Here is a 25126-nt window from a genome sequence, read left to right on the forward strand (position 1 = left end):
ATGACCGTGATCACACCTTCTGAACAAAAAACCAATATTTACTGCCCGTCGCTGACGGCCTATGAACGCCGCCGGACGATTACCATCAACATCGGTGGCGTGCCGATGGGCTCCGATTACCCGATCCGCGTGCAGTCGATGACGACCGTGGATACGATGGATACACAGGGCTCGATCGACGAGGTGATCCGGATGGTGGAATCGGGCTGCGAGTATGTGCGCATCACCGCGCCCAGCGTGAAAGAAGCGCAGAATCTGGAAAATATCCGCAACGGATTGCGCAAACTGGGCATTCAGGTGCCTTTGATCGCCGACATCCACTTTACGCCCAATGCGGCCGAACTGGCTGCGCGCATCGTGGAAAAAGTACGCATTAATCCCGGCAACTATGCCGACCGCAAGCGTTTCGAAGTGATCGATTATACCGATGCTTCCTATGCCGCCGAGCTGGAAAGGATCAGGGAGAAGTTTATACCGCTGGTTAAAATCTGCAAGGAATATGGCACGGCAATGCGCATTGGTACCAACCACGGCTCGCTTTCCGACCGCATTTTGAGCCGGTATGGCGATACGCCGCTGGGAATGGTGGAGTCCGCGCTCGAATTTTTGCGGATTTGTGAAGAATTCAATTACTATAATATCGCCCTGTCGATGAAATCCAGCAATACGCAGGTAATGGTAGAAGCTTACCGTCTGCTGGTGCAACGGCTGGACGAGGAAGGCCTGAAACCCTACCCGTTGCATTTGGGTGTTACCGAGGCAGGCGAAGCCGAGGACGGGCGTATTAAATCCGCCGTAGGGATCGGTACTTTACTGGAAGACGGGCTCGGCGACACGGTGCGTGTTTCGTTGACGGAAGCGCCGGAGAAGGAAGCGCCGGTTGCACGCGCACTAATCGAGCGATATACGGCGCGGGTTCCGCACGCCCCCATTGAGCCGATCGACCATTGTCCGATCAATCCTTTTCAATATACACGTCGCGATACCCGCGAGGTGTATAATATCGGCCATTTAAATGTACCGCGGGTGATTGCCGATTATTCGAAAATCGAGGTCCGACAACTGGAAGATTTGAAGAGCATCGGCCATTTCTTCCTGCCGGTACCCGACAAATGGGCTATGAACGACCAGGGAGCGGACTTTATCTACACAGGCCGGAAACCGGTGCCCTTCATGTTGCCGAATGGTTTGCGCGAAATCCTGGACTACCCGCAATGGCAGGCACATCCCGAAAAACATATTAAGTTCCCGCTCTTTGACCTGGCCGAATGGAGCGCAGCAGAGGAAACTTCGGCCGAACTGAATTTTATCGAAGGCGGCATTCATACATTCAATGAAGCATTTCTCGAACAGATAGCGAAAAAGAACAACGTCGTACTCGTGCTGCACACGCACAATGCGCATGCGATGCCGGAAATGCGACGTTTTTTTTACAAACTCACAGAACTGAAAAACCCGGTACCGGTAATTATCCGACGGAGCTACAAAACGGACCTGGGCGATAAACTGACCTTGTATTCCGCAACCGACATCGGTGGTTTGCTGGTGGACGGTTTCGGTGACGGAACGCTGCTTTCACCCGAATTTGCGGAAAATACAGGGCATTCCGACAAATTGAAAGCGGCTGCTTCCTATAACAGCATTGCATTCGGCATTTTGCAGGCGGCGAGGACGCGGATGTCCAAAACGGAATACATTTCCTGCCCTTCCTGCGGCCGCACGCTGTTCGATTTGCAGGAGACGACGGCCATGATCCGCAAACATACGGAGCATCTGAAAGGGGTCAAAATCGGCATTATGGGCTGCATTGTGAACGGCCCCGGCGAAATGGCCGACGCCGATTATGGCTACGTGGGCATGGGCAAGGACAAAATTGCGCTATACCGCGGACAGGAAGTGATCAAGCGATCGGTGCATTCATCGAAGGCGGTGGAAGAGCTGATCGAGCTGATCCGGGAGGACGGCCGGTGGATTGAACCGGAGGAACGTGAAATTCTGGCATAACAACTGCAATGAAAAGATACTTTCAACTGGGCGAGGTATTTTCCTACTTCATCCGCGTTTTTAAAAAACGCGACCCGAATAACCCCGATTCGTTCAATTTACGCATGATGCACGGGATCAACCGCATTTCCATCATCATGTTCCTGATCTGTGTCATTATCATGATCGTCAGAGCCTTAACACGATGAACCTGGAAACACTGCGCGACTATTGCCTGAAATTACCCGGCGTAACGGAAGAGCTGCCATTCGGTCCGGATACGCTGGTTTTCAAAGTGATGGGAAAGGTGTTCCTGCTCACACCACTGGATACGCCCCAGCATCAGTTCAATGCGAAATGCGATCCTGAGAAGGCGGAAGAGCTGAGGGAAAAATATCCCGACGTACGGCCTGGATATCATATGAATAAAAAGCACTGGAATACGGTGTATGTCACCGGCAGTATTCCGAGCGACGAGCTTTTCAGCTGGGTAAAGGATTCATACGATCTGGTCGTGGCGAGCTTGCCGAAGAAAACGCGGGAGGAGGGATCAAGCAGAAAATCTGGGGGGAGATTAAGCATAAAGTTTGGTAAGCCTGAATAGGAAGAATGGAATATCCCTCACACCTCTGGATGAGGATCTAAAAGCCTTGATCTTCGCATTGAATGACTCTGCCGAAGCGTTGGTACTCCTGTTATTGAAGAAATTAAGGATGTCCAGATAATGCGTTTGAATAGATCGGGCAACGGTTTTAAAGGAATCTAAGCCGCAATTTTCAACTGCATTGTACCACAATGCCAGTCTTTTAAACGCCTGCTCTTTGGACTTGCAAACCCGAAAAACGGTTCCTAAGCCTGTTGCGAGCGTGTAAGCCTGGGCGATTAGTGGGTAACGCTCGAAAAGCAGCCTGGAACGATGAACCTGTGAAGGTGTCCACTTGTCATGGTGCTTGAAAAGCAAATATCTACTCCTGACAAGCAGCTGTTTTAAGGTATCTCCGTTGGCAAGAATTTCCGGCTGGTAAACCAAACCAGATTGCCTGCCAGCTTCAATAGCCTGATTTTCTTGATCCAGGGCTTGCCAACGATGTTGTATCCTGATTTCCTGAACTGCATCAAAGGCAAGTTTTTGCACATGAAAGCGGTCGATGACCTTCAGAGCTTTTGGAAAACATCGACTGACAATCAACCCCATGTTAGCGGCCATATCCAGCGTTACTTCCCGTACTTTACCTCGAATACCTTTCGGAATCTTTCTCAAAACCTCGATGACCAAGCTAGCTTGCGTGCCTTTGACCATAGCCACCAATGAGCCTTTTCTGCCTCTGGCTGCTTTGTTAGTCACAATTGTATAGAGCTCACCGTTGGAAAGAGAGGTTTCGTCAATGCTTAAATACGGGCCGGTGTTCTCAGGGTACAACAACCAGTCAGCAGCATGCTCGCGTTGATCCCAATCTTTGTAGTCGCTTATATGGTCTTTATACTGTTGTTGAAGCTGTTTGCCGTCCAGATGAAAGTATTTCCCTAATTGTGAGCAGCTAACAGGATTATTATCAATACATTGTTTTTAAAAAATCAGCGAACTCTTTAGTCATCCGAGTTCCCTGTTGCACCACATTCCAATCCCTGCTGATAATTTCGCCAGTGTCCTTGACTTCCCAGCGTCGACGCTTGATACAGAGCGTAACTTTTTGATTACGAATAGGAAAGTCCTGAATGTAAATCTCAGGTAAATAACCTTTGGATTCTAATTTTTGATCCTTGTATTCGGAAGGAGGAAGATTTTTCTCTTCCAAGTAAATATGCAGACCAGTGAGGCCTTCGACGATTTTGGAAAGCTCGAAATAATCGAGGATACCCTCTGGTAACAGGAAGCGGACTAGGGCTAAATAGGACTCTTGCAATGTATTCAATGTTGATTCATTGCAAAACAACTACTTTTTTCACCGCTCCCCAAGTTTTCGGACTGATCCGGGAGGAGCTGGAAGCAGCTGGCTGAGACGTTTTATCGCGGTACCCAACAGGATGTTCCGGTGCTCTGCACCTTTTGCATTCTAATCGGTTATTATTGTCTACAAGTATTACGGCGCTCTGCGCCTTGGCGATTTTCCAGGGTGCAACTCACCGCAATATTTGTAGCATTGGCAACAAACCGCCCGTCAGGTGCAGCGCACCGTAATATTTGTAGCATTGTTAACAAACCCATCCGTCAGGTGCAGCGCACCGTAATATTTGTAGCATTAGCAACAAAACCGTCCGCCAGGTGCAGCGCGCCGCAATATTTGTAGCATTGGCAACAAAACCGCCCGTCAGGTACAGCCCACCGTAATATTCGTAGCATTAGCAACAAAACCGTCCGCCAGGTGCAGCGCACCGCAATATTTGTAGCATTGGCAACAAAACCGCCTGTCAGGTGCAGCGCACCGTAATATTTGTAGCATTAGCAACAAAACCGTCCGCCAGGTGCAGCGCGCCGCAATATTTGTAGCATTGGCAACAAAACCGCCCGTCAGGTACAGCCCACCGTAATATTCGTAGCATTAGCAACAAAACCGTCCGCCAGGTGCAGCGCACCGCAATATTTGTAGCATTGGCAACAAAACCGCCCGTCAGGTACAGCCCACCGTAATATTCGTAGCATTAGCAACAAAACCGTCCGCCAGGTGCAGCGCACCGCAATATTTGTAGCATTGGCAACAAAACCGCCCGTCAGGTGCAGCGCACCGTAATATTTGTAGCATTGTTAACAAACCCATCCGTCAGGTGCGGCGCACCGTAATATTTGTAGCATTGTTAACAAACCCATCCGTCAGGTGCAGCGCACCGTAATATTTGTAGCATTGGCAACAAAACCCATCCGGCAGGTGCAGCGCACCGTAATATTCGTAGCATTAGCAACAAAACCGTCCGCCAGGTACAGCCCACCGTATATTCGTAGCATTAGCAACAAAACCGTCCGCCAGGTGCAACTCACCGCAATATTTGTAACATTGGCAACAAAACCGCCCGTCAGGTGCAGCGCACCGTAATATTTGTAGCACAACGGTGCATTATTTCGCCGCCTTCATTTCTTCATCCAGACGCTTGCTCAGCGTATCGCAAACACCTTCGATCATATCGGCCATGCCCCGGTCGTTGGTGGCAGTCAGCAATGTATCCGCGATACCGCTCATGAGTTCAATGTAAAATCGCTTCATATCAAAAACTTCCATATCCTTCGTCCAGAGGTCGATTTTCAGCGTCCCTTTATGGTAGTGGTCCCAAACGCCGATGGCGATCGCACGGGTGTCGTTGATACCCTCGTTGGGGTTATCGGTAGCATCCCAAAAAATCTTCTCGGGTATATTCTTATCGTCTAGTTCAACCGTGAAATGGATTTCTGATTTTTTCATATTGAGGTGTTAATTTTTACAAAAGTAAGCATTTGAGCCAGACGAGCGGTCCCGACAGCTCGCGTTAACCCTACTTGCCTGCCTGACTAAACACTTTTTTGAGCAAATCAGTCACCCGGGCACCCGGATTCTCCCGGATTTTCTTTTCCTCTTGCGCGATGAGCACGTACAGTCCGTCGATCGTCTTCTGGGTCGCGTACTCTTTCAAGTTGGGATTGACTTTTTTTACCAGCGGGAGCTGGTTGTAGGTGTTCACGATATCGGCATAATAGTGCGTTGCCTTATTGAGGTTCAACGTGCTGTCCACCACAGGGAAGAATGTCTTGAAAAGCTCGTCGTTGGTCGATTTCTTCAAATATTGGGTAGCAGCGTCGTCGGGCCCTTTCAGAATGCCCAATGCATCGGGGACGGTCATGGACGTGATGGCTTTGAAGAAAATCGGTTTCGACTTCTTGGCGGCGTCCTCGGCGGCGCGGTTGAGCGACAGGGTAAATTTATCGACCTGTTCCCCGAGTCCCATTTTCCGCAATGTCTCCGCTACCTTCTGAGCCTCGGGCGGTACCGCGATTTTGATCAGTTCATTTTTAAAGAAACCGTCCACCTTCGAAGCCGATTCGGAGCCGTTCGTGATGCCTACGTTCAACGCTTCTTTAAGTCCCTGAACGATCTCGTTTTCACTGAGCCCGCCACTTTTGCCCCCCACCTTCTCCAACACCTTTCCGAGATTGAACTGCGCCTTTGAAGTGTGCGCAAAAATGAGCCAAAACAGCGTTAATGAAAGGATTTTGTATTTCATTACAATAGAGTTTGTTAATATTTCACTACGGTTCAAACGTACTCAATAACGATTAATTTTACTTATTTTTGGGAAAATAACGGTCCCCTTTAACCTGTTTCGAACCTATGATTTCCTCTGCCAGAGCTGAAATAATCACGATCGGTGACGAGATACTTTTCGGCCAAATCGTCGATACAAACACCCAATGGATTGGCGCTCAGCTCACTGATATCGGGATCCGTCCGGTGCGGAAAACGTCGGTCGGCGACAACAGGCAGGACATCCTCGACGCATTCGCACAAGCCAGCCGGCGGGCTGATATCGTGATCGTCACAGGCGGCCTGGGCCCCACGCGCGACGACATTACGAAGCATACTTTCTGCGAATATTTCGGTACCGAACTCGAAATCAACCAGGACGCGCTCGCGCTCGTTACGGAATTTTTCGCAAAACGCGGCCGCGCCATGACCGAGCTGAACATCCAGCAGGCGGCGCTCCCCAAAAATTGTACCTACATTCCCAACCTGTGGGGAACCGCTCCCGGCATGTGGTTCGAAAAAGACGGGGTCATTTACGTGTCGCTGCCCGGCGTGCCCTACGAAATGAAAAACCTGATGGAGTTCGAAATCCTGCCGAGGCTTAAAGCGCGGTTTTCGATCCACATTATTCAACATAAATCCATCCGAACGATCGGCATTGGTGAATCCTTTCTGGCGGAAAAAATCTCGGCATGGGAAGATGCCCTGCCTGGACATATCAAGCTGGCCTATCTGCCGCATTTCGGGCAGGTGAAGCTGCGGCTGACCGGCACCGGAACCGACCCGGCCGTTTTGGACAGAGAGCTGAACGAGCAGGTTGCATTGGCGCTCCCGCTGATCGGCGACTATGTTTTCGGCTACGATTCCGACGAGCTGGAAACCGTCGTCGGCACGTTACTGATGCAAAACAATGCCACCGTGGGAACCGCAGAAAGCTGCACCGGTGGCTACGTTGCCAACCAGATCACGAGTGTTCCGGGTTCATCGCGCTATTTCGAAGGCTCGGTGGTAAGTTACAGCAATGCGCTGAAAATAAACCTGCTCGGTGTATCAGCAGAGACGCTCGAAGCTTACGGTGCCGTGAGCGAGCAAACCGCCCGCGAAATGGCCGAAGGGGCCCGCCGCGTGCTGAATACCACCTTTGCCCTCTCGACCACCGGCATCGCAGGCCCCGACGGCGGTACGCCGGAAAAGCCGGTAGGCACCGTGTGGATCGCCTGCGCCACGCCCGACGAGACGTTCACACAACTGCTCACATTAAGAAACAACAGAAAAATCAATATAGAACTAACCTGCTCCTATGCCCTTAATCTGCTGAGAAAAACCATTTTAAAAACATCGCTCGCGGTAAAAGGATAAATGAAGATCAGAACCGGTGGGGTAACAAAAGCATGTTTTCCTTACCTTCGAAAAAAGAGGATTATGAAAATAATTGAAATGGTAATGCCTCCGATGGGGGAAAGCATCATGGAATGCACTGTGCTTCACCTGCTTGCGGAAGAAGGTGCGAAGGTGCGTGTCGATGACTCCATCCTGGAAGTTGCTACCGATAAAGTTGATACCGAAGTCCCCTGTCCTTATGAGGGAACACTTACGAAATGGCTTGTAAAAGTCGATGACGTGGTGCCGATCGGCAGCGCGGTGGCGCAGATTGAAGTAGCGGACGACGTTGTAGCGCTCGAAGCTCCTCCGCTGGTACCCGTGGAAGAAGAAGCAGACGTTGCCGCAACGGCCGCATTGCTCGAAAAAGATTTCCGGGCGGCCGTAAGCAGAGCGCCTGAACCGGCTTACGAATACGCACCGGCGGATACCGCTGTCAATTCTTTCTATTCGCCGCTAGTCCTCAGCATCGCGCGCGAGGAGCAGATCCCGGTTGACGAGTTGAAAATTATCAAAGGAACGGGCCTGGAAAACCGGGTTACCAAGGACGATATTCTTTCCTATGTGGAGCACCGCCGGAAGAAAGGTGCTCCCTCTGCCCCCGCCACCTCGTTGAATGGCAGTACGGAGATCATTGAAATGGACCGGATGCGGAAGATGATTTCGCAGCGGATGGTCGAGTCGAAGCGGATTTCGGCCCACGTTACTTCGTTCATTGAAACGGATATGACGCCGGTAGTGAACTGGCGGGAGCATGTGAAGGCCGAATACCGCAAAAAGACCGGAGACAGCATTACATTCACGCCGATCCTGATCGAAGCCGTTGCAAAGGCCATCAGGGATTACCCGCTGATCAATATTTCGGTGGAAGGCGACAAGATTGTCAAGAAAAAGGACATTAACATAGGAATGGCCGTAGCATTGCCGGATGGTAACCTGATCGTTCCGGTAATCCACAATGCCGACCACTATGATCTGCCCGGTCTGGCCCGCAAAGTGAACGACCTCGCAAGGCGTGCGCGGGAGAACAAGCTGAAAGCGGACGATCTCGCCGGCGGCACCTACACCGTTTCCAATATCGGCGCGTTCTCGAATTTAATGGGGACACCTATTATCGTACAACCGCAAGTGGCGATCATGGCGTTCGGGGCGATCAGGAAGAAGCCGGCGGTGATAGAAACGCCCCAGGGCGATCTGATCGGTATCCGCAGCATGATGTTCGTCTCCCATTCCTACGACCATCGCGTGGTGGACGGCTCGCTGGGCGGTTTATTCCTCAAACGCGTAAACGATTACCTCGAAAACTTCGACATTACCCGAACGATTAGCTGATGTTGAGATTAACCCTGGACATGGACGACGTGCTGGCGAACACCCACGAAAAACTCGTCGAGATTGTCCTCACCGACTTTTCGACCACCTTGCACCGGGAGGACTTCAAGACGAAAGGGTTAAGGGAACTGCTGCATCCGAAGCAACTTTCGAAGCTGCACAGGATAATGGATTCGCCGGGCTTTTTTGCCGACATCGAGGTAAAGGAAGGTGCTATCGAAACGGTCTACCAGCTTTCAAAATACTACGAACTTTTTGTGGCAACCGCCTGCATGGAGTTCCCTAACTCGTTTCGGGATAAATTTGACTGGTTGAAGCGGCATTTCCCGTTCATTCCGTGGACCAACGTGGTTTTCTGCGGGTATAAAAGCATTGTACAATCGGATTACCTGATCGACGACCACGTGCGTAACCTGGCTGCCTTCAAAGGTAAAGGCATTCTTTTTTCATCCCCGCATAACCTTCGTGAAACCGCCTATAAACGCGTTTCGAGCTGGAAGGAAGTGTCGGAATTATTTTTGCATAGCGTATGAAACTGTTACTGATAGAGGACGAGCCCAAAACGTTGCAGTCGATACGGCAGGGGCTGGAAGAGAACGGATACGAGGTAGACATTGCCTACGACGGCCTCATTGGCAAGCAGCTGGCACGCAGCAATGTGTACCAGCTGATTATCAGCGACATTATCATACCCGGTATCAATGGTATCGAGCTTTGCCGAGAAATCCGCAGTTGGGGCGATGAAACGCCCATATTAATGCTCACCGCACTGGGAACGACCGACGACAAGGTAACCGGCCTCGATGCCGGTGCGGACGACTACCTGGTCAAGCCATTTGAATTCAAGGAACTCCTGGCACGCGTACGTGCGCTCACGAAGCGCGGATCGACCGTTTCGCACACAGCGCAGGTTCTGCGCTTCGCCGACTTGGAGGTTTCGCTCGATGCGAAAACCGTTTATCGTTCAGGCAACAAGATCAATCTCACGGCGCGGGAATTCAACCTGCTGGTTTATCTGATCCGTAACCAGGGAAGGGTTATTTCGAAGGTCGAAATCGCCGAGCAGGTATGGGATATCGGATTTGATACCGGTACGAATGTTATTGAAGTATATGTAAATTATCTTCGTAAAAAAATTGACAAAGATTACCCGGTCAAACTCATCCACACGCAGTTTGGAATGGGCTATGTGCTTAAAGTAGAATAAGTTATGCAAATCCGCACCCGACTTACGGTTCAGTTCTCCTTGCTGGTAAGCGGTATTTTGCTGATCACCTTTCTCGCCGTCTACTTTTTTACGTATTACAATGTAACGGAGGACTTTTACGACCGCCTTCGCTCGAAGGCCAAGTCGCAGGCCGAGCTTTTGCTGAAAGTGCAGGTACCGCTTATCAACGCCGAGGTCCTGAAAGCCCTGGACGAAACCAACCGGGACCTGATTTATGATGAGAACATCTTCATTTTCGACGAGAAGAACCGCCTCATTTACAGCAACTCTACTACCCCCCCAACTGAAAGCATTGCACGTCTCGAACTACTGGCTGGATGAGATCCGCAAGGCCGGGCAGATCCGTTACGACGACGGCGATTACAAAGTGGTAGGCCTTTATTATAAATATCCCTTCAATAAAGCCGTGGTAATGCTTGGTGCGAAAGACTTGTACGGACAAGCAAACCTTTCGAACCTAAAAACCCTGCTGACCGTCCTCTATTTTATCGTGACATTCGTGGTGGCGATTGTAGGCTGGATATTCTCGAAACGCGCCTTACGCCCGATTTCCAAGGTAATGAATGCCGTGGAGGGTATATTGCCCCAAAATCTCGACACCAGGCTGAATGTGCCTAACCAAAAGGACGAAATCGGCCGTCTGACTGTGACCTTCAACAAGCTGCTCGACCGTATCGAGACGGCCTTTCAAATGCAGAAAATATTCGTTGCCAATGTTTCGCACGAGCTGAAAAACCCGCTCACGAAAATCAAATCGCAACTGGAAGTGAGTATGCTCAAAGAGCGGAACCCACAGGAGTATCAGATGACGATCCGCTCGGTGCTCGAAGACATTCAGGAGCTTGGCCAGCTTTCGAACACCCTGCTGGAACTCGCCAAAGTGAGCGAAGACCAGCGCGACCTGCTTACGGAGGTCATCCGTGTAGACGACCTGCTGCTCGATTGCCGGATGAACCTGGCCGAAGCGAATCCGGCCTACAATATCCAGCTGAACTTCGACGAGCTCCCCGAAGACGACACCTGGCTCGAAATCACCGGCAACTCCACACTCCTTAAAACCGCTTTCCTGAACCTGATGGACAACGCTTGCAAGTTCTCCGACGACAACACCGTGAACGTGTGCCTGCATCCGTCGCGCGGGCAGCTCGGGCTGACATTTTCGGATAACGGCAAGGGTATTCCGGAGAAGGACAAGAGCCTCGTTTTTCAGCCATTTTACCGCAGCGACAATACCGCGAGCATTAAAGGCTATGGCATCGGCCTGTCGCTGGTGGAGCGGATCGTGAAGTTGCATAACGGCAGCGTCAGCATTCAATCGAACGTCCCGAAAGGCACCACATTTCGCCTGACTTTTTTGCGCCTCTAAGCAAATTCTAACTTATTATTAACGCCTTTCTAAGTATTGTTGATCTTATTTGTAATGTCGACAGGGCGAAAACATCGCCGGTCGCAAATTCAAAGGATTTCATTTTTTGTGGTGTTAATAAGCAAATTTGGCAGGTGTCTCTCACGCCTGCCAATTTTTTTGTCATGGTCGGAATGTCAAGGATTGTCATTGGTAGTCAAGTGTGGTCATTGGTAGTCAGGTGTGGTCAAGTGTTAGCATTGGTAGTCAGGTATAATCAAGTGTTGTCATTAGTAGTCAGGCGTAGTCGAGGACTGTAATTGGTAGACTGAGAGCAAAAAAAGGAGGAGAAAATGATCGACTGACCAATTTCTCCTCCTCCCTATCAAGAACTATTTCAGACTACACTTGACTATCCACGACCACACCTGACAATCCACGACACCGTCCAGCCGATCAGAACATCATGCATCAGTGCTTCTTTCGAATCTCGATAATCTTCAACTTATTCAGCAGCTTGATCACCGGGTAAGTCGGGTCGATTTCGAACCATTTCGAACCAAAGTTGATTGAATTAGGCCGTTTGTGGTGATTGTTCTGGAAGAGCTCTCCCATCATCAGGAAATCGAAGATCAGCGAGTTCTTGGATTCGTCCTGGTTATCGAAATTCTGGTAGCCATATTTGTGCCCGCTCCAGTTCACGATCGCGCCGTGGATCGGACCCATCAGGAAATGGATCGGCAGCAGGAAAAAGAACGCCCAGTGCATATCCAGGTAAATGTACGCCAGCACGTAGAATGCGAGGTAAAGAAGCCCCCAGCCTATTCTCGAAATCCAGGAATCACCCAGCTTTTCCACAAAATTCCACTCGGGATAGTTACGCTCGAAACGCGTTTCGATGGCCCGTTTGCGATTCAAAACGGCATTGTAAATGTTTTTGGTTTCCCACATCATGGTAAATACATTTTTGGTATGATGCGGAGAATGCGGGTCTTTTTCGGTATCGCTGAACGCATGATGCATGCGGTGCAGGATCGCATATGCCCGTGGGCTTAAATAGGAAGAACCTTGTGAAAGATAGGTGAGCAGATAGAAGAACCGTTCCCACGGCTTGCTCATTATGAACATTTTATGAGCGGAATAGCGGTGCAGGAAAAAGGTTTGACAGAATAATGACAAATACCAATGTACAACAAATACAATCAGAACTATATACATGGAACGGTAGAAAATTTTAATATGCTAAACTTTGTACAAAAGTAAGTGCCAAAGGTTAGAAAACCGAAATTTCCCAAACTAAATTTGGAATATAGCCATAGCCTCGTTTAGGCCCTCGACTTCTGCGGCTATTCGATCATAAAGGCGTAACTCAGCAGGTTGGCGCCCATTTGCAATGCCTTGCGGCGCATTTCCTCAGGGTCGTTATACACACTCTGGTCCTCCCAACCATTTCCGAGGTCGGTTTCGTAGCTGTAAAAGCATATCAACCGCCCCTGCCATATCAATCCGAAGCCCTGCGGCTGCTTACCGTCATGTTCGTGGACTTTCGGCAAACCGTCGGGGAAGTTATATTTCATATGGTAAATCTGATGATCGTAAGGAAGTTCGACGAACGAGAGTTCGGGAAAAACCTTTTTCATTTCGCGGCGGATAAACTGGTCGAGGCCGTAGTTGTCGTCCACATGCAAAAAGCCTCCGGAAAGCAGGTAATTCCGCAGGTTCTGTGCTTCCGCTTCGGAAAAAACCACATTTCCATGGCCCGTCATGTGCACGAACGGGTAGGCGAAAATATCCGGGCTGCCCACTTCCACTACATCCTCCACCGGATTGATGTTCATTTTAAGCTCCGCATTGCAGAACTTGATCAGGTTCGGCAGCGAGGTCTTGTTGGCATACCAATCCCCTCCCCCGCCGTATTTCAACTTGGCGATCTTCAACGACGATTGCCCGAACGAGGCCAGGGACGCGCAGAGGAATAGGGCGAGAACGGCGAGGTGGACTTTCATGAGTGAATGATTGAATGAGTGAATGAGTGAATGAGTGGCTGATCGATTAATTTCAAATGATTAAAGTGGAAAACTAACGAATGACCAGAATTCACTTACACAGTTTTTGAGATAGTGTCATTCGGTCATTCGGTCATTCGGTCATTGCAAAACCTGCGCCAGGTTAATGGCGTGGCATCCTGCTATGGCGGCGGTTTCGGTTCTGAGGCGTGTGGGGCCTAAGGACACGGTTTGGAAACCGTTTTCCAGCGCCACTTCCACTTCCCTTGGACTGAAATCCCCCCTCAGGGCCGATCAGCAATGTCGTATCATTTCCCTTTTTTATTTTGCTAAAAACGTGTTCCACCGTATTTTGTTCCGGAACGTACGCAATCAGTCGGACGGCGTCGCCCACATTTTTAATAAACGGCTCATACTTGTTATTTACTGTAATGTAAGGCATATAATATTGCCGCGACTGCTTCATGGCGGCAGCGGCAATGCGGTTCAGCCTCGCCAGGTTTACTACGCGGTTCAGGGTTTCAGGGTTGGTGTGCTCGGTCACCACGAAATCGATGCGTTCCACACCTATTTCGGTCATTTTCTCCACCATCCATTCGTTCCGCTCGGCCTTGCGTGTAGGCGCTATCGCCATATTGACGGCAAATCCTCTCCGTCCCATCATTTTAGATTCGATCACCTCGTAACCTACTTTTCGACCCTGAACATTGAGCCTGCATTTTTGCACCAGCCCTTTGCCGTCGGTGACGTAAATCATGTCGCCGGAACCCAGCCTCAGAACCTTCGAACTATGCTTTGCCTCCTCTTCGTCGAGCTCAAAAACGTGTGGGTCAGGTTGATAAAACAAATGCATTTTTCCAATATTGTAATAATGTAAAGCAATCCCTCGCGGGCATTCGAAAATATATAAAATTCCCGGAACCGCACAAAATTGGCCATCCCCGCAGAATTCTATAAGCGCCCGTTCACCGGCACTCCGGTTTCTTGCACATTCCTGATATTTTTTAGTTTCATAGGTATATTTTTACACCTGTTTCGACCATTTTAACAAAAATATCGATCCAACCCGCCATTTTTGAAACCAGCCTGATTTATTAGAATAGTACATTTTTTACTGACAATACTACCACGAACGCAATAATATTTTGCGGAAGGTTAATTTTTCCTAACATTTATTTTTTGTAAATACATTTTTGCATTAATATTGTGCCGTTATAATTATTCGTCACCACTTTATCTAGTACTATTATGTCAAAGTCCAAGCTGGAATATATTTGGTTGGATGGCTACAAGCCGACCCAAAGTTTACGCAGCAAAACCAAAATTGAAAACAATTTTAGTGGAAAACTGGAAGATTGCGCAATGTGGTCGTTTGATGGCTCATCTACCGAGCAGGCTCCCGGCGGTTCTTCCGACTGTTTGCTGAAACCTGTTTACATTATTCCTGATCCGCAGCGTAAAAATGGCTACCTGGTAATGTGCGAGGTATTGAACGCTGACGGAACCCCTCACGAATCAAACGGTCGTGCTACTATCGAAGACGACGATAACGACTTCTGGTTCGGATTTGAACAAGAATATTTCCTTTGGGACAATGAAACCAACAAACCACTGGGCTTCCCTGCAAACGGGTACCCAGCTCCGCAAGGACCATATTATTGCTCGGTAGGCGCGAAAAATGCTTTCGGTCGGGAGATCATCGAAGAGCACCTCGACGCTTGCCTCGATGCAGGCCTGAACGTTGAAGGTATCAACGCCGAGGTTGCAGCAGGACAGTGGGAATTCCAGATCTTCGCAAAAGGCGCGAAAGAAGCTGGCGACCAAATCTGGCTTGGCCGTTACCTCCTGGAAAGAATCGGCGAGAAATACGGCGTTTCCATCAACTGGCACTGCAAGCCGCTTGGCGCGCTCGACTGGAACGGCTCAGGTATGCACGCCAACTTCTCGAACTCTACTTTGAGAACTGCCGGAAGCAAAGAAACTTTCGATAAAATCTGCGAAGCATTCCGTCCTGTGGTGAAAGAGCACATCGAAGTTTACGGTGCCGACAACCACCTCCGTCTGACCGGAAAGCACGAAACTGCTTCTATCCACGATTTCAGCTACGGCGTTTCCGACCGCGGTGCTTCTATCCGTATCCCTGTTGTAGTTCCTGCAAAAGGATGGAGCGGATACCTCGAAGATCGTCGTCCGAACTCGGCTGCCGATCCTTACAAAGTGGCAGCTCGTATCATCAAGACTGTTAAATCTGCTATCTGATCCGCAGAACGATATATTTTGCAAAACGACCACCCCGAAAAGGTGGTCGTTTTTGTTGTCACGCCGAGCGAGCGACGGCGGCCGTTCGCACAGCGTGACAGTTAACTGAAAGTTTGCTCTATATGAAACAATCTCCCGTATTGTTTGCTATGATCAATCTTCGTCCTCGCTGCCGGTAAACGAGTACAATGTAGGATCGAGCTGGACATTGCCAGATGTATAGGCTTTTACAAAATCGCTGATCACCTTGTCGTTGATCTCCGTTTTATTCAGGCCTACTTCCAAACCGATGCCGTATTCGAACTGATCGTCGATCTCGATATGTTCGCGAACGGTAATTTCCTCGCCATCCTCGATTTCCTCGATGAATTCGGTCAGCAGCAGTTCGGCTTCGTCTTCCTGCTCCTCGCTGATCTTGTAGTTTGCCGGGCGCTCGTCCGGCGACAAATAGCCCGGAATCTCCTTTTTCAAACGGTCCAGCGCTTCATCGTACACGAGCGTCGAATGATGCAGGCGCAATGTGTAAATCAATGCGTCGTAGATCACTTCCTGATTTTTGTAAGTGCCCACAAACTGCACATGCGCGTGCTCGTTGTTGTCGTCGTCTTCCTCGAACTCGTCCTCTACATAAATAAAGTTCGAGTTTTCGGCCTTGCATTCCGCCTTCAACTGCGCGATTTCTTCTGGATCAAATCCGGGATTCATGTTATTCGTTGTTTGTTTCAATTGCAAAACTACTCCAAAAATAGCATTTCACGGTACTTCGCCAGCGGCCAATCCTCGTCGTCGATCAGCAATTCCAGCTTGTCGACGTGGTAGCGGATCTCGTCGAAATAGCCTTTCACCTCCGAGCCATAACATTTCGCGCGCTCGAAGAGGTCTTCCAGATTGTTCGCTTTCTTACGGCTTTCGGTCATTTCGTGCACCAGCTTCTTGATCACCACCACGTGCGATGAAATGTCGCGGATGATTTCCTTGATCGGCCCGGCCTCTTCGAGCATCTCGAGGTCGGTCAGCGAGCGCGCGGTTTGTGCGAGTTTGAACTGGTATTTCACAACCGTCGATACAATATGGTTCAATGCCAGGTCGCCTATCACGCGCGATTCGATCTGCAATTTCTTCACATAATTTTCGAGCTCGATCTCGTAGCGCGCATGCAGCTCGCGTGCGCTCAGCACGCCTGTTCTTTCGAACACGGCAATGGTTTTGTCCGTTTTGTAGGCATACAATGCGTCGTAAGTTTCGCGGATATTGCTCAGGCCGCGTCTGGCGGCTTCCTCGATCCATTCTTCCGAGTAGCCGTTTCCTTCGAAAAGAATATTTTTGGATTCCAGGAAATAGCGTTTCAGTATCTCCACGGTCGCCACTTTCTTCTCTTCACCGGCTGCCAGGCGCTCGTCCATTTCTCGTTTGAAGTCGAGCAACTGGTTCGCTACGATCGTATTGAGAATGATCATCGGCGAAGCGCTGTTCTGCGAGCTTCCGACCGCGCGATACTCGAATTTGTTTCCTGTAAAACAGAACGGCGACGTGCGATTGCGGTCGGTATTGTCCCGTTGAAGGTTGGGAATGCGGGTAATACCCAGCTTATAATAGAAATTCTCCCCTTTTTCGAGCGTAATTTCCCCTTTATTGACCAGCTCTTCGAGCATCGACGTCAGGTCGCCGCCAAGAAATACCGACACGATGGACGGCGGCGCCTCGTTGGCACCCAGGCGGTGCTCGTTGCCAGCCGACGAAATGGATGCCCGCAACAAGTCGGCATGATCGTGCACGGCTTTGACGACGTTCATCAGGAAAGTCAGAAAGCGCAGGTTTTCCTTGGGTTTCGAGGTCGGTGCGAGCAGGTTAATACCGGTGTCTGTCGACAGCGACCAGTTGTTGTGTTTGCCGCTCCCGTTAATGCCGGCAAATGGTTTTTCATGAAACAGCACCTGAAAATTATGGCGGTCGCCTACTTTTTGCATCAAATCCATCAGCAATGCATTGTGATCGATGGCAAGGTTAACCTCCTCAAAAGTCGGCGCGCATTCGAACTGCCCCGGGGCTACCTCGTTATGTCGCGTTCTCACCGGGATACCCAGTTTCAATGCTTCGAACTCGAAATCCACCATAAATGCATTCACGCGCGGCGAAATGGAACCGAAGTAATGATCGTCTAGCTGCTGGCCCCGGGCGGGGTTATGGCCAAAAACAGTCCGGCCCGACATCAGTAAATCGGGGCGGGCGTAGTATAATGCCTTGTCAACCAGAAAATATTCCTGCTCGATACCCAATGTAGGCGTTACTTTCGAAACGTCGCGGTTGAAAAACTGGCAAACGCCAGTAGCCGCCTTGTCCAGCATCACCAGCGACCGCAGGAGCGGCGCTTTGTAATCGAGCGCTTCCCCGTTATAGGAAATGAATACCGAAGGAATGCATAATGTCTTTCCGCCCGCGCCATTATCCATCAGAAATGCCGGCGAGCTCGGGTCCCAGCCGGTATAACCCCGCGCCTCGAATGTCGCGCGCAGGCCACCGCTCGGGAAGGACGACGCGTCGGGTTCCTGCTGTACCAGCGCACTGCCTTTGAATTTCTCGACTGCCTTGCCGTCGATGGTGAGGTCGAAGAACGAGTCGTGTTTTTCGGCCGTCGTTCCGGTTAATGGCTGAAACCAGTGGGTATAGTGCGTAGCGCCTTTGGAAATGGCCCACGATTTCATCGCGGCGGCTACCTCTTCGGCCACCTCGCGGTCTATCGTCGAACCGGAGCGGATCGCGTTGGAGATTTTGGTATAGGCCTCTGCCGAAAGCAGGGTCTTCATCACATCATCACTGAATGTATTGCTACCGTAAAGGTCGGCTACTTTTTCTGTGGGAGGGGTCAAAACAGGCAAGACGCGACCTTGCGCGATCTCAAAAGCTTTGGAACGAAACGTCATGTATTTATTGATTTATATTAATTCTCCCCAAAATTATCTATTTACCGATATGAACAATAATTCGCTTATACATTTTCATAATAGGTGTCCAACGGTTGCCACAGGTTAGCGCATTTTTAAGAACTTTGCAAATTGTTTACAGACACCAATGCGTAAAAGACTTGAATTTATTGCCTTGTACGGGCTGGCCTGGGTCGTAATTTTCCAGTTTTTCCGGGTTATCTTTCTGGCATACCATTATAAGAAGGCGCTCGAACTGCCCTCATCCCTCTGGGTTGCGAGCGCGGGCCACGGCTTGCCGATGGACATTTCGTTCGCCGCTTATATCCTCGCGATCCCTGCATTGCTAATGATGTTCACAGGCCTGCGCTGGAACTGGTACACGAAGACATTGTCGGTTTACACCGTCATCATCGTATCCCTGATCACGCTTCTGACGGTCGTCGACCTCGAACTGTTCCGGGCCTGGGGTTTCCGCATTGACGCTACTTCGCTGCTTTACCTCGAAACGCCTGCGGAGGCCATGGCTTCGATGGGCGCGGCGCCTGTTTTTCCGCTCATATTGCTGCTGGCAGCACTGATCTTCCTCGTTAACAGTATTTTACAGACCATTATCCGGCGCGTCGCGGGTTCCTTCCGGCGATCTCCGCTGGTGTATACCATACCGGCATTCCTCATTATTGCGGGCAGTCTTATCATTCCCATTCGCGGCGGCTTTCAACTTGCACCCATGAACGAGAGCGCTGTATTTTTCAGCGACAAGAGTTTTGCCAATTACGCGGCTGTGAATGTACCCTGGAATTTTATGCGTTCGGTTCTGAATCAGGGGTATTCCAATGAAAACCCGTTCAAATACTCGGATGATATCAAAGCTAACCGGACCGTGGCGGACCTGTACCGTGCCGGGGGCCCCACGCGACAGGTTATCAACACGGTTGGCAAAAAGAATGTGCTGATCATTATTTGGGAAAGTTTCACAGCCAAGGCCGTCGGGACGCTGGGGGGGATTAAAGGGGGTCACCCCGCAGTTCGACCGGATTTCAAAAGAGGGGCTGCTCTTTACCAATATATATGCGAGCGGCAACCGCAGCGATAAAGGTATGGTGGCCATTTTGAGCGGTTACCCGGCGCAGCCAACCACTTCCATTATTAAAATACCAAAGAAAACCGCCTCGCTGCCTTCGTTACCGACGATTTTCAAAGAACACGGCTGGCAAACTTCCTTCTATTACGGAGGCGAAACCGAGTTCGCTAATATGAAATCTTACTTCCTTCAACAGGGTTTCGACCGGATCGTCGATAAAAACGAGTTCGATTCCAAAGACATGAACTCCAAATGGGGCGCGCACGACCACATAGTTTTTAACAGGCTGATGCGCGATCTCGACCGGGCGAAACAGCCATTTTTCTCGACAATGTTCACTTTAAGCAGCCACGAGCCATTCGAGGTACCGACCAAAACCGTGATAGAAGGCCGCGATCCCGAGCATTTGTTCCTGAACGCATTACATTATACCGACGAATCTCTCGGAACATTCCTGAGTGAGGCAAAAACCAAACCGTGGTGGAAAAACACGCTCGTGATCGTCATCGCAGACCACGGCCATCCATTACCGGAAACGCGGAAAGACAAGCCTTCGGAGTTCTATATCCCGATGCTGTGGCTCGGAGGCGCGCTCACGGCCGCGCCTGCACGCGTGGATACGCTCGCGTCACAAACCGACCTTGCCGCCACGCTTTTAAACCAAATGCATTTGCCTTCCGGAACTTTTGCGTGGAGTAACGACATTTTCAGGAAAGGCCGCCACGATTTTGCCTATTTCGCATTCAACAATGGCCTGGGCTGGATGCGTCCCGACGGCTTCCTCGTGCGGGACAACATCGGAGGCAATATCACCGAGAAAAACGGCGCTTTACCGCAGCGGGAAGAAGAACTTGGCAAGGCTTACCTGCAATCTTCTTTCGGAGATTATTTAAAGCGTTGATAATAAAGGTGTAATTTTGCAGGATATTCAAAAACAATGAAAAAAGTCGCTTTTTATACATTAGGGTGCAAATTGAATTACTCCGAAAGCTCCTCGATCGGACGGATGTTCGAGGATAAGGGCTATACCAAAGTGGAATTCAACGAAAACCCGGATATTTTTATCATCAACACCTGCTCCGTCACCGAGAACGCGGACAAAAAGTGTCGCAAGATCGTACGTGAGGCCCAGAAAATCAATGCGGACGGCTATGTGGCGATCATCGGCTGCTATGCGCAGCTGAAACCGAAAGAAATTTCCGAAATCCCCGGTGTGGACGCCGTTTTGGGCGCTGCAGAGAAATTCCGGTTGGTGGAACTGATCGATACATTCGAAAAAGCGCCGTCGGGCCAGCCGGCACAGGTAATCGCTTCCACGATCGACAATGCCGTCGAGTACCACACCTCCTACTCGCTCAACGACCGCACGCGCACGTTCCTGAAAGTGCAGGACGGCTGCGACTATCCTTGCGCGTATTGCACGATCCCGCTCGCACGCGGCAGGAGCCGTTCGGACAGCATTGAAAACATCGTAAAGGCAGCCCACGACATTGCCGCCCGCGATGTGAAGGAAATTGTGCTCACCGGTGTGAATATCGGTGATTTCGGTCTGCATAACGGCGTTCGGGAAGAAACGTTCATCGACCTGATCAAGGCATTGGACGAAGTGGAAGGCATTGAACGGTTCCGTATTTCGTCCATCGAGCCCAACCTGCTCACCGACGAAATCATCGAATTCGTGGCGCATTCCAAACGTTTTGCCCCGCATTTTCATATTCCGTTACAATCAGGTTCCAATAAAGTCCTGGGGCTGATGAAGCGTCGCTACAAGCGGGAACTGTATGCCGAGCGTGTGGCGAAAATCAAATCGCTCATGCCGGATTGCTGTATTGGCGTGGACGTGATCGTGGGCCATCCTGGCGAAACGAAGGAGCTTTTTGAAGAAACGTACCGCTTCCTGAACGAACTGGACATTTCCTATTTGCACGTATTTACCTATTCCGAGCGCGAGAATACAGCGGCATTGGCCATTCGCCCCATCGTTAACAAGGGCGAACGTGCCGAACGATCGAAGATGCTGCATATTCTTTCCGATAAAAAGAAACGTTTCTTCTATGAAAGCCAGATCGGCAAGGAAGGGAAAGTGTTGTTCGAAGACGAGGTCCAAAACGGGCAAATGCTCGGCTTTACGGGCAACTACGTGCGAGTTGCCGTCAAATACGACCCACTGCTGATCAATGAAACCAAGGACGTGCGTTACCACCACATCAACGCCGAAGGCTTGATGGAAGTGACTGAGGTGCAGGAAGAGATTTTGGTGCATTAGAGAATAGAAGCTGGCTTTGGGAATCAATTCAATCTAGCTCTAATAATCAATCTAATCTAGTACCGTCGACTTAAGTCGACGGCAGGGAACAAAAAAAATTTAAATCCCCGGGTTTTAACCCGGGGATTTAAAGAGAAAGGGATCTGGAAATTTTTAAAATCCGGAAAACAAGAAAGCCCGGCTAAATTGGCCGGGCTTTCGGTTTATTCAGGTTAGTTTAGATTAAGCTTCTACAAGAAATTCGTCGTGCTGGCTGATATCCAGACCGGCCTTTTCGTCTTGCTCAGACACGCGGAGCGGCAGGATCAGGTCGGTGATTTTCAATAGCAGGAACGAGCCTCCGAATGCGAACACCGATACGCCTACGAGGGCAATTACGTGGTTGATGAACAGCTTGGTTTCGCCGAATGCAAGGCCCTGGTCAACTACCAGCGAGTTAACACCGCTTGTTGCAAAGATACCGGTCATCAGCATACCTACCATACCGCCAACGCCGTGGCATGGAAATACGTCCAGGGTATCATCCAAAGTTGAACGGGTACGCAGGTGAGCGATGTAGTTGGAAATGATCGCAGCCACTGTACCGATAAACAGGGACGCAGGGACGGTTACAAAACCGGCGGCCGGTGTGATGGCAACCAAACCTACAACCGCACCGATACAGAAACCGAGCGCAGACACTTTCTTACCTTTCGCAGCATCGAAAAGAACCCAGGCCAAACCGGCGGCACCCGCAGCGGTGTTGGTAGTAGCGAACGCTGAAACCGCCAGTGGAGAAGCCGTCAGGGCAGAACCGGCATTGAAACCGAACCATCCAAACCAAAGCAAACCAGTTCCCAACAATACGAATGGAATGTTCGCAGGAGGAAGTACGTGGTCTTCCAGGAGCGACTTGCGACGTTTCAGGTACAAAGCGCCTGCCAATGCAGCCCAGCCGGCCGACATGTGAACCACGGTTCCACCGGCAAAGTCAAGCACACCCATTTTGAAGAGCAGGCCGTCTGCATGCCATGTCATGTGGGCAAGCGGCGAGTAGATGAAAACACAGAACAGGATAATGAAAAGAACGTAAGAGCGGAAGTTGATACGCTCAGCCATCGAGCCAGTGACAAGCGCCGGAGTGATTACCGCGAATTTCAACTGGAACATCGCAAACAATGCGAAAGGAATGGTTCCCCAGATCGGGCCGTCCAGTACGCCTTTGAACATGAAGTGCGTACTAGGGTTACCGACGAAGCCGCCAATGTCCTCACCGAATGCGAGACTGAAACCGAAAACTACCCAGATCACACTGATCACACCCATTGCGATAAAGCTCTGAAGCATGGTGGAAATGACGTTTTTGGTGTTGACCATTCCTCCGTAGAAGTACGCCAGACCCGGGGTCATGAGCAATACCAGCGCGGCTGATACGAGCATCCACGCAGTGTCGCCTGAATTGATGCCTTCCGTCGCAATCTGCGTCGGAACATTGGGGACGAAGGCACCGAGGATGCTGATTACCAGGAGGATAATCAGTGGGATAAAATTACGTTTTTCCATTGTAGTAAATAATTATTGTTGTATTAGATTAAGAAGGTATTCGTGTGAAATGCTATGGGTTGAATTTTAGAATTTGTAAATGAATGCGAGCCCGAAAGTTGTCTGGCTGTTTTTGGTCCACTCGCCGTCCGAATCCTGGAACTGCTGTGCTTCGCCACCGCTTTGTTTAGGATATGCGTCCAGGCGGAACTCGGGTTTGACCAGAATGTGTCCGTCCGCAAGATTGATATTACCTGTAAGGGTGACCGAATTAACTTTGGTACCTGTACCGGCAGGAGTCAGCAAACCACGCACACCGTTATCGTTGTTGAAATACTCGTAACGTGCACCAATTCCAAAGTTGTCGGTAATCGCCGTGTTGGCATACACTGCGAAACCACCCCAAGATTCGGTATCAACCGGGCCACCTGCACCCTGATAGTCGCCCTTTTGTGAACCGTATGCGGCATTCAGCCCCAAGAGAAACTTTTCAGTTACCTGGAAGCTCGTCGTAATGTCGAACACCTGATAGAAGCCGTCGGGCTGCTTGCCGAGCGAATCGGTGTTGGCTTCGTTGCTTCCGATGTAGTTCAGGTAAACGTTCCAGTTTTCAACCGGTTTGAAGTACAACTGGCTGATGATCCCTTTTGCGCGGTTGTTGTCGCCCAACCCGTCGACATTGTTCACAACGCCCACCATCAACGAAGCCTTGTCGGAGAATGCGTAGGTCGCTTTCAAACCTGCGTGGTAGAACGGACCGTTGTTGAACAGGTTGGACAACGAGTAGTTGAAGTTGGCCGGTGCGTCGATCACTTCGTACCCGATATGCGTACCGAACTGTCCCGCCGTCATCGAGAACTTGTCGGTAAATTTGTATGTAAAGTATGCTTGCTTAATAGCCAGCGCCGTGCTGAACAACGCGTTGCCGTAGTTACCCAGGTTCGCGTTGGGGCCAAAAGTCAGGTCAACCACCGCTTCTGACTTAGCATTGGTATAGGCTACCTTCGCCTGTACCAGCCCGAGCGAGAACTGTCCCGATTTCTGATCGAACACCCGTGCATTGCTGGCACCCATATTGGAGCGGGATGCGGGTTTATTGAAATTAGCCATATAATAGGAATCCAGGTATCCCGAGAAAGCGAATGCTCCTTTTGCCTCCTCTTCATCCTTTGCTTCCGTTACCACCGCAGTATCCGCCTTCACAGCCTTTTTGTCTTCTTCCGCCTTCGCAAAACCCAAAAAAGGAATCGTCAAAGATAATACTGTGCAATAGACTTTTTTCATAATTATATTCTGTTTAAGTTAATATTACTCTCCGGCTGTATTACTGGATCAAATATTGTACTTAAATTATATTTTTCAAATAATGAAGCAGTATTTTATAGAAAAAAATCCAATTTTCTGATTTTTATCATGTTTTTTATCGTTTTTGAAACACAAAAACAGGAAAAACGCATTTTTTGACAAAAACTAAATATTCTGCACAACTGCTACAATACAGAATTTTCTTCAAAGAAACCGGTTGTAATTTTTAAGAAATTTTATTATTATAATGCCATTTCCGGAGCCGAAAGGGCACAAAAAAAGCCTGCT

Annotated in this window: 24 protein-coding genes and 1 pseudogene; 13 read left to right on the forward strand and 12 right to left on the reverse strand. The window is 49.9% G+C overall.

Annotated features, from left to right (window positions below; genetic code table 11):
- Genes ispG through ABV298_RS00995 form a run of 3 tightly spaced genes read left to right on the forward strand, consistent with a single transcriptional unit; the run spans position 1 to position 2587 of the window.
- Entirely contained in the window at positions 1-2004 is a 2004-nt protein-coding gene (gene ispG, locus ABV298_RS00985; protein WP_353720343.1) for a (E)-4-hydroxy-3-methylbut-2-enyl-diphosphate synthase, read from the forward strand.
- An 8-nt stretch (positions 2005-2012) separates the two neighbouring features.
- A complete protein-coding gene (locus ABV298_RS00990) occupies positions 2013-2192 on the forward strand; it encodes a DUF6728 family protein (protein ID WP_223408000.1) in 180 nt (59 codons plus the stop codon).
- Positions 2189-2587: an MmcQ/YjbR family DNA-binding protein gene (locus ABV298_RS00995; protein ID WP_353720344.1), complete on the forward strand. Its 399-nt coding sequence runs from the start codon at positions 2189-2191 to the stop codon at positions 2585-2587. Before ABV298_RS00990 ends, ABV298_RS00995 begins: the two co-directional genes overlap by 4 nt.
- On the opposite strand, the gene ABV298_RS01000 is transcribed toward ABV298_RS00995, so the two are convergent.
- The 4 genes from ABV298_RS01000 to ABV298_RS01015 all read right to left on the reverse strand — a co-directional run bounded on the left by ABV298_RS01000 (position 2558) and on the right by ABV298_RS01015 (position 6171).
- Positions 2558-3328, reverse strand: coding sequence for a transposase (locus tag ABV298_RS01000; RefSeq protein ID WP_353720345.1), 771 nt, complete (start codon positions 3326-3328; stop codon positions 2558-2560). The genes ABV298_RS00995 and ABV298_RS01000 overlap by 30 nt on opposite strands.
- A gap of 208 nt (positions 3329-3536) precedes the next feature.
- The gene (locus tag ABV298_RS01005; RefSeq protein ID WP_353719806.1) at positions 3537-3887 is read right to left on the reverse strand and encodes a transposase; all 351 of its coding nucleotides are present in this window, start codon (positions 3885-3887) and stop codon (positions 3537-3539) included.
- A 1146-nt stretch (positions 3888-5033) separates the two neighbouring features.
- Positions 5034-5375: a gliding motility protein GldC gene (gene gldC / locus ABV298_RS01010; protein WP_353720346.1), complete on the reverse strand. Its 342-nt coding sequence runs from the start codon at positions 5373-5375 to the stop codon at positions 5034-5036.
- Between the two features lie 70 nt (positions 5376-5445).
- Positions 5446-6171, reverse strand: a complete 726-nt coding sequence (locus ABV298_RS01015; RefSeq protein ID WP_353720347.1) for a DUF4197 domain-containing protein — start codon at positions 6169-6171, stop codon at positions 5446-5448.
- 107 nt (positions 6172-6278) lie between these two features.
- Between ABV298_RS01015 and ABV298_RS01020 the strand changes: the two genes are divergently transcribed.
- The 6 genes from ABV298_RS01020 to ABV298_RS01045 all read left to right on the forward strand — a co-directional run bounded on the left by ABV298_RS01020 (position 6279) and on the right by ABV298_RS01045 (position 11497).
- Positions 6279-7550 carry a competence/damage-inducible protein A gene (locus ABV298_RS01020; protein ID WP_353720348.1) on the forward strand — a complete coding sequence of 424 codons (1272 nt, stop codon included), beginning with the start codon at positions 6279-6281 and terminating at the stop codon, positions 7548-7550.
- 63 nt (positions 7551-7613) lie between these two features.
- Positions 7614-8903: a dihydrolipoamide acetyltransferase family protein gene (locus ABV298_RS01025; RefSeq protein ID WP_353720349.1), complete on the forward strand. Its 1290-nt coding sequence runs from the start codon at positions 7614-7616 to the stop codon at positions 8901-8903.
- Complete coding sequence (locus ABV298_RS01030; protein ID WP_353720350.1) at positions 8903-9436, forward strand: 5'(3')-deoxyribonucleotidase; 534 nt, start codon at positions 8903-8905, stop codon at positions 9434-9436. Before ABV298_RS01025 ends, ABV298_RS01030 begins: the two co-directional genes overlap by 1 nt.
- Positions 9433-10110, forward strand: coding sequence for a response regulator transcription factor (locus ABV298_RS01035; RefSeq protein WP_291202765.1), 678 nt, complete (start codon positions 9433-9435; stop codon positions 10108-10110). Before ABV298_RS01030 ends, ABV298_RS01035 begins: the two co-directional genes overlap by 4 nt.
- Before the next feature lie 3 nt (positions 10111-10113).
- Positions 10114-10452, forward strand: a complete 339-nt coding sequence (locus tag ABV298_RS01040) for a hypothetical protein (RefSeq protein WP_353720351.1) — start codon at positions 10114-10116, stop codon at positions 10450-10452.
- Entirely contained in the window at positions 10424-11497 is a 1074-nt protein-coding gene (locus ABV298_RS01045) for a HAMP domain-containing sensor histidine kinase (RefSeq protein WP_353720352.1), read from the forward strand. Before ABV298_RS01040 ends, ABV298_RS01045 begins: the two co-directional genes overlap by 29 nt.
- 450 nt (positions 11498-11947) lie before the next feature.
- Here the strand turns inward: ABV298_RS01045 and ABV298_RS01050 are convergent, their stop codons facing one another.
- The 4 genes and pseudogenes from ABV298_RS01050 to ABV298_RS01065 all read right to left on the reverse strand — a co-directional run.
- Positions 11948-12694 (reverse strand): acyl-CoA desaturase, encoded by a 747-nt coding sequence (locus ABV298_RS01050; RefSeq protein ID WP_353720353.1) that lies wholly within the window; start codon positions 12692-12694, stop codon positions 11948-11950.
- Positions 12695-12822: 128 nt separating this feature from the next.
- The gene (locus ABV298_RS01055; protein ID WP_353720354.1) at positions 12823-13482 is read right to left on the reverse strand and encodes a DUF4159 domain-containing protein; all 660 of its coding nucleotides are present in this window, start codon (positions 13480-13482) and stop codon (positions 12823-12825) included.
- 141 nt (positions 13483-13623) lie between these two features.
- Positions 13624-13743 (reverse strand): 16S rRNA (uracil(1498)-N(3))-methyltransferase, encoded by a 120-nt coding sequence (locus ABV298_RS01060; RefSeq protein ID WP_353720355.1) that lies wholly within the window; start codon positions 13741-13743, stop codon positions 13624-13626.
- 58 nt (positions 13744-13801) lie between these two features.
- Positions 13802-14335: pseudogene (locus ABV298_RS01065) on the reverse strand (RsmE family RNA methyltransferase); the annotation flags it as partial.
- A 395-nt stretch (positions 14336-14730) separates the two neighbouring features.
- On the opposite strand from ABV298_RS01065, the gene ABV298_RS01070 reads away from it, so the two are divergent.
- The gene (locus ABV298_RS01070) at positions 14731-15741 is read left to right on the forward strand and encodes a glutamine synthetase beta-grasp domain-containing protein (RefSeq protein WP_353720356.1); all 1011 of its coding nucleotides are present in this window, start codon (positions 14731-14733) and stop codon (positions 15739-15741) included.
- Between the two features lie 153 nt (positions 15742-15894).
- On the opposite strand, the gene ABV298_RS01075 is transcribed toward ABV298_RS01070, so the two are convergent.
- Together ABV298_RS01075 and ABV298_RS01080 are read right to left on the reverse strand one after the other, a co-directional pair.
- Positions 15895-16446, reverse strand: a complete 552-nt coding sequence (locus ABV298_RS01075; protein ID WP_353720357.1) for a hypothetical protein — start codon at positions 16444-16446, stop codon at positions 15895-15897.
- 29 nt (positions 16447-16475) lie between these two features.
- Positions 16476-18662 (reverse strand): glutamine synthetase III, encoded by a 2187-nt coding sequence (locus ABV298_RS01080; protein ID WP_353720358.1) that lies wholly within the window; start codon positions 18660-18662, stop codon positions 16476-16478.
- 148 nt (positions 18663-18810) lie between these two features.
- Here ABV298_RS01080 and ABV298_RS01085 point away from each other — a divergent pair, with 148 nt between their 5' ends.
- From ABV298_RS01085 to mtaB, 3 genes are read left to right on the forward strand one after another with little or no spacing between them, the layout of a single operon-like run.
- On the forward strand, positions 18811-19758 hold the full coding sequence (locus tag ABV298_RS01085; RefSeq protein WP_353720359.1) for a hypothetical protein: 948 nt from the start codon (positions 18811-18813) through the stop codon (positions 19756-19758).
- Entirely contained in the window at positions 19730-20647 is a 918-nt protein-coding gene (locus ABV298_RS01090; protein WP_353723119.1) for an LTA synthase family protein, read from the forward strand. Before ABV298_RS01085 ends, ABV298_RS01090 begins: the two co-directional genes overlap by 29 nt.
- Before the next feature lie 36 nt (positions 20648-20683).
- On the forward strand, positions 20684-22012 hold the full coding sequence (gene mtaB, locus ABV298_RS01095) for a tRNA (N(6)-L-threonylcarbamoyladenosine(37)-C(2))-methylthiotransferase MtaB (RefSeq protein WP_353720360.1): 1329 nt from the start codon (positions 20684-20686) through the stop codon (positions 22010-22012).
- A gap of 222 nt (positions 22013-22234) precedes the next feature.
- Here mtaB and ABV298_RS01100 read toward each other — a convergent pair whose 3' ends face one another.
- On the reverse strand, positions 22235-23554 hold the full coding sequence (locus tag ABV298_RS01100; RefSeq protein WP_353720361.1) for an ammonium transporter: 1320 nt from the start codon (positions 23552-23554) through the stop codon (positions 22235-22237).
- Positions 23555-23620: 66 nt separating this feature from the next.
- Positions 23621-24817, reverse strand: coding sequence for a porin (locus tag ABV298_RS01105; protein ID WP_353720362.1), 1197 nt, complete (start codon positions 24815-24817; stop codon positions 23621-23623).
- Positions 24818-25126 lie beyond the last annotated feature (309 nt).

Source organism: Dyadobacter sp. 676, from assembly GCF_040448675.1.
Lineage (GTDB): Bacteria > Bacteroidota > Bacteroidia > Cytophagales > Spirosomataceae > Dyadobacter.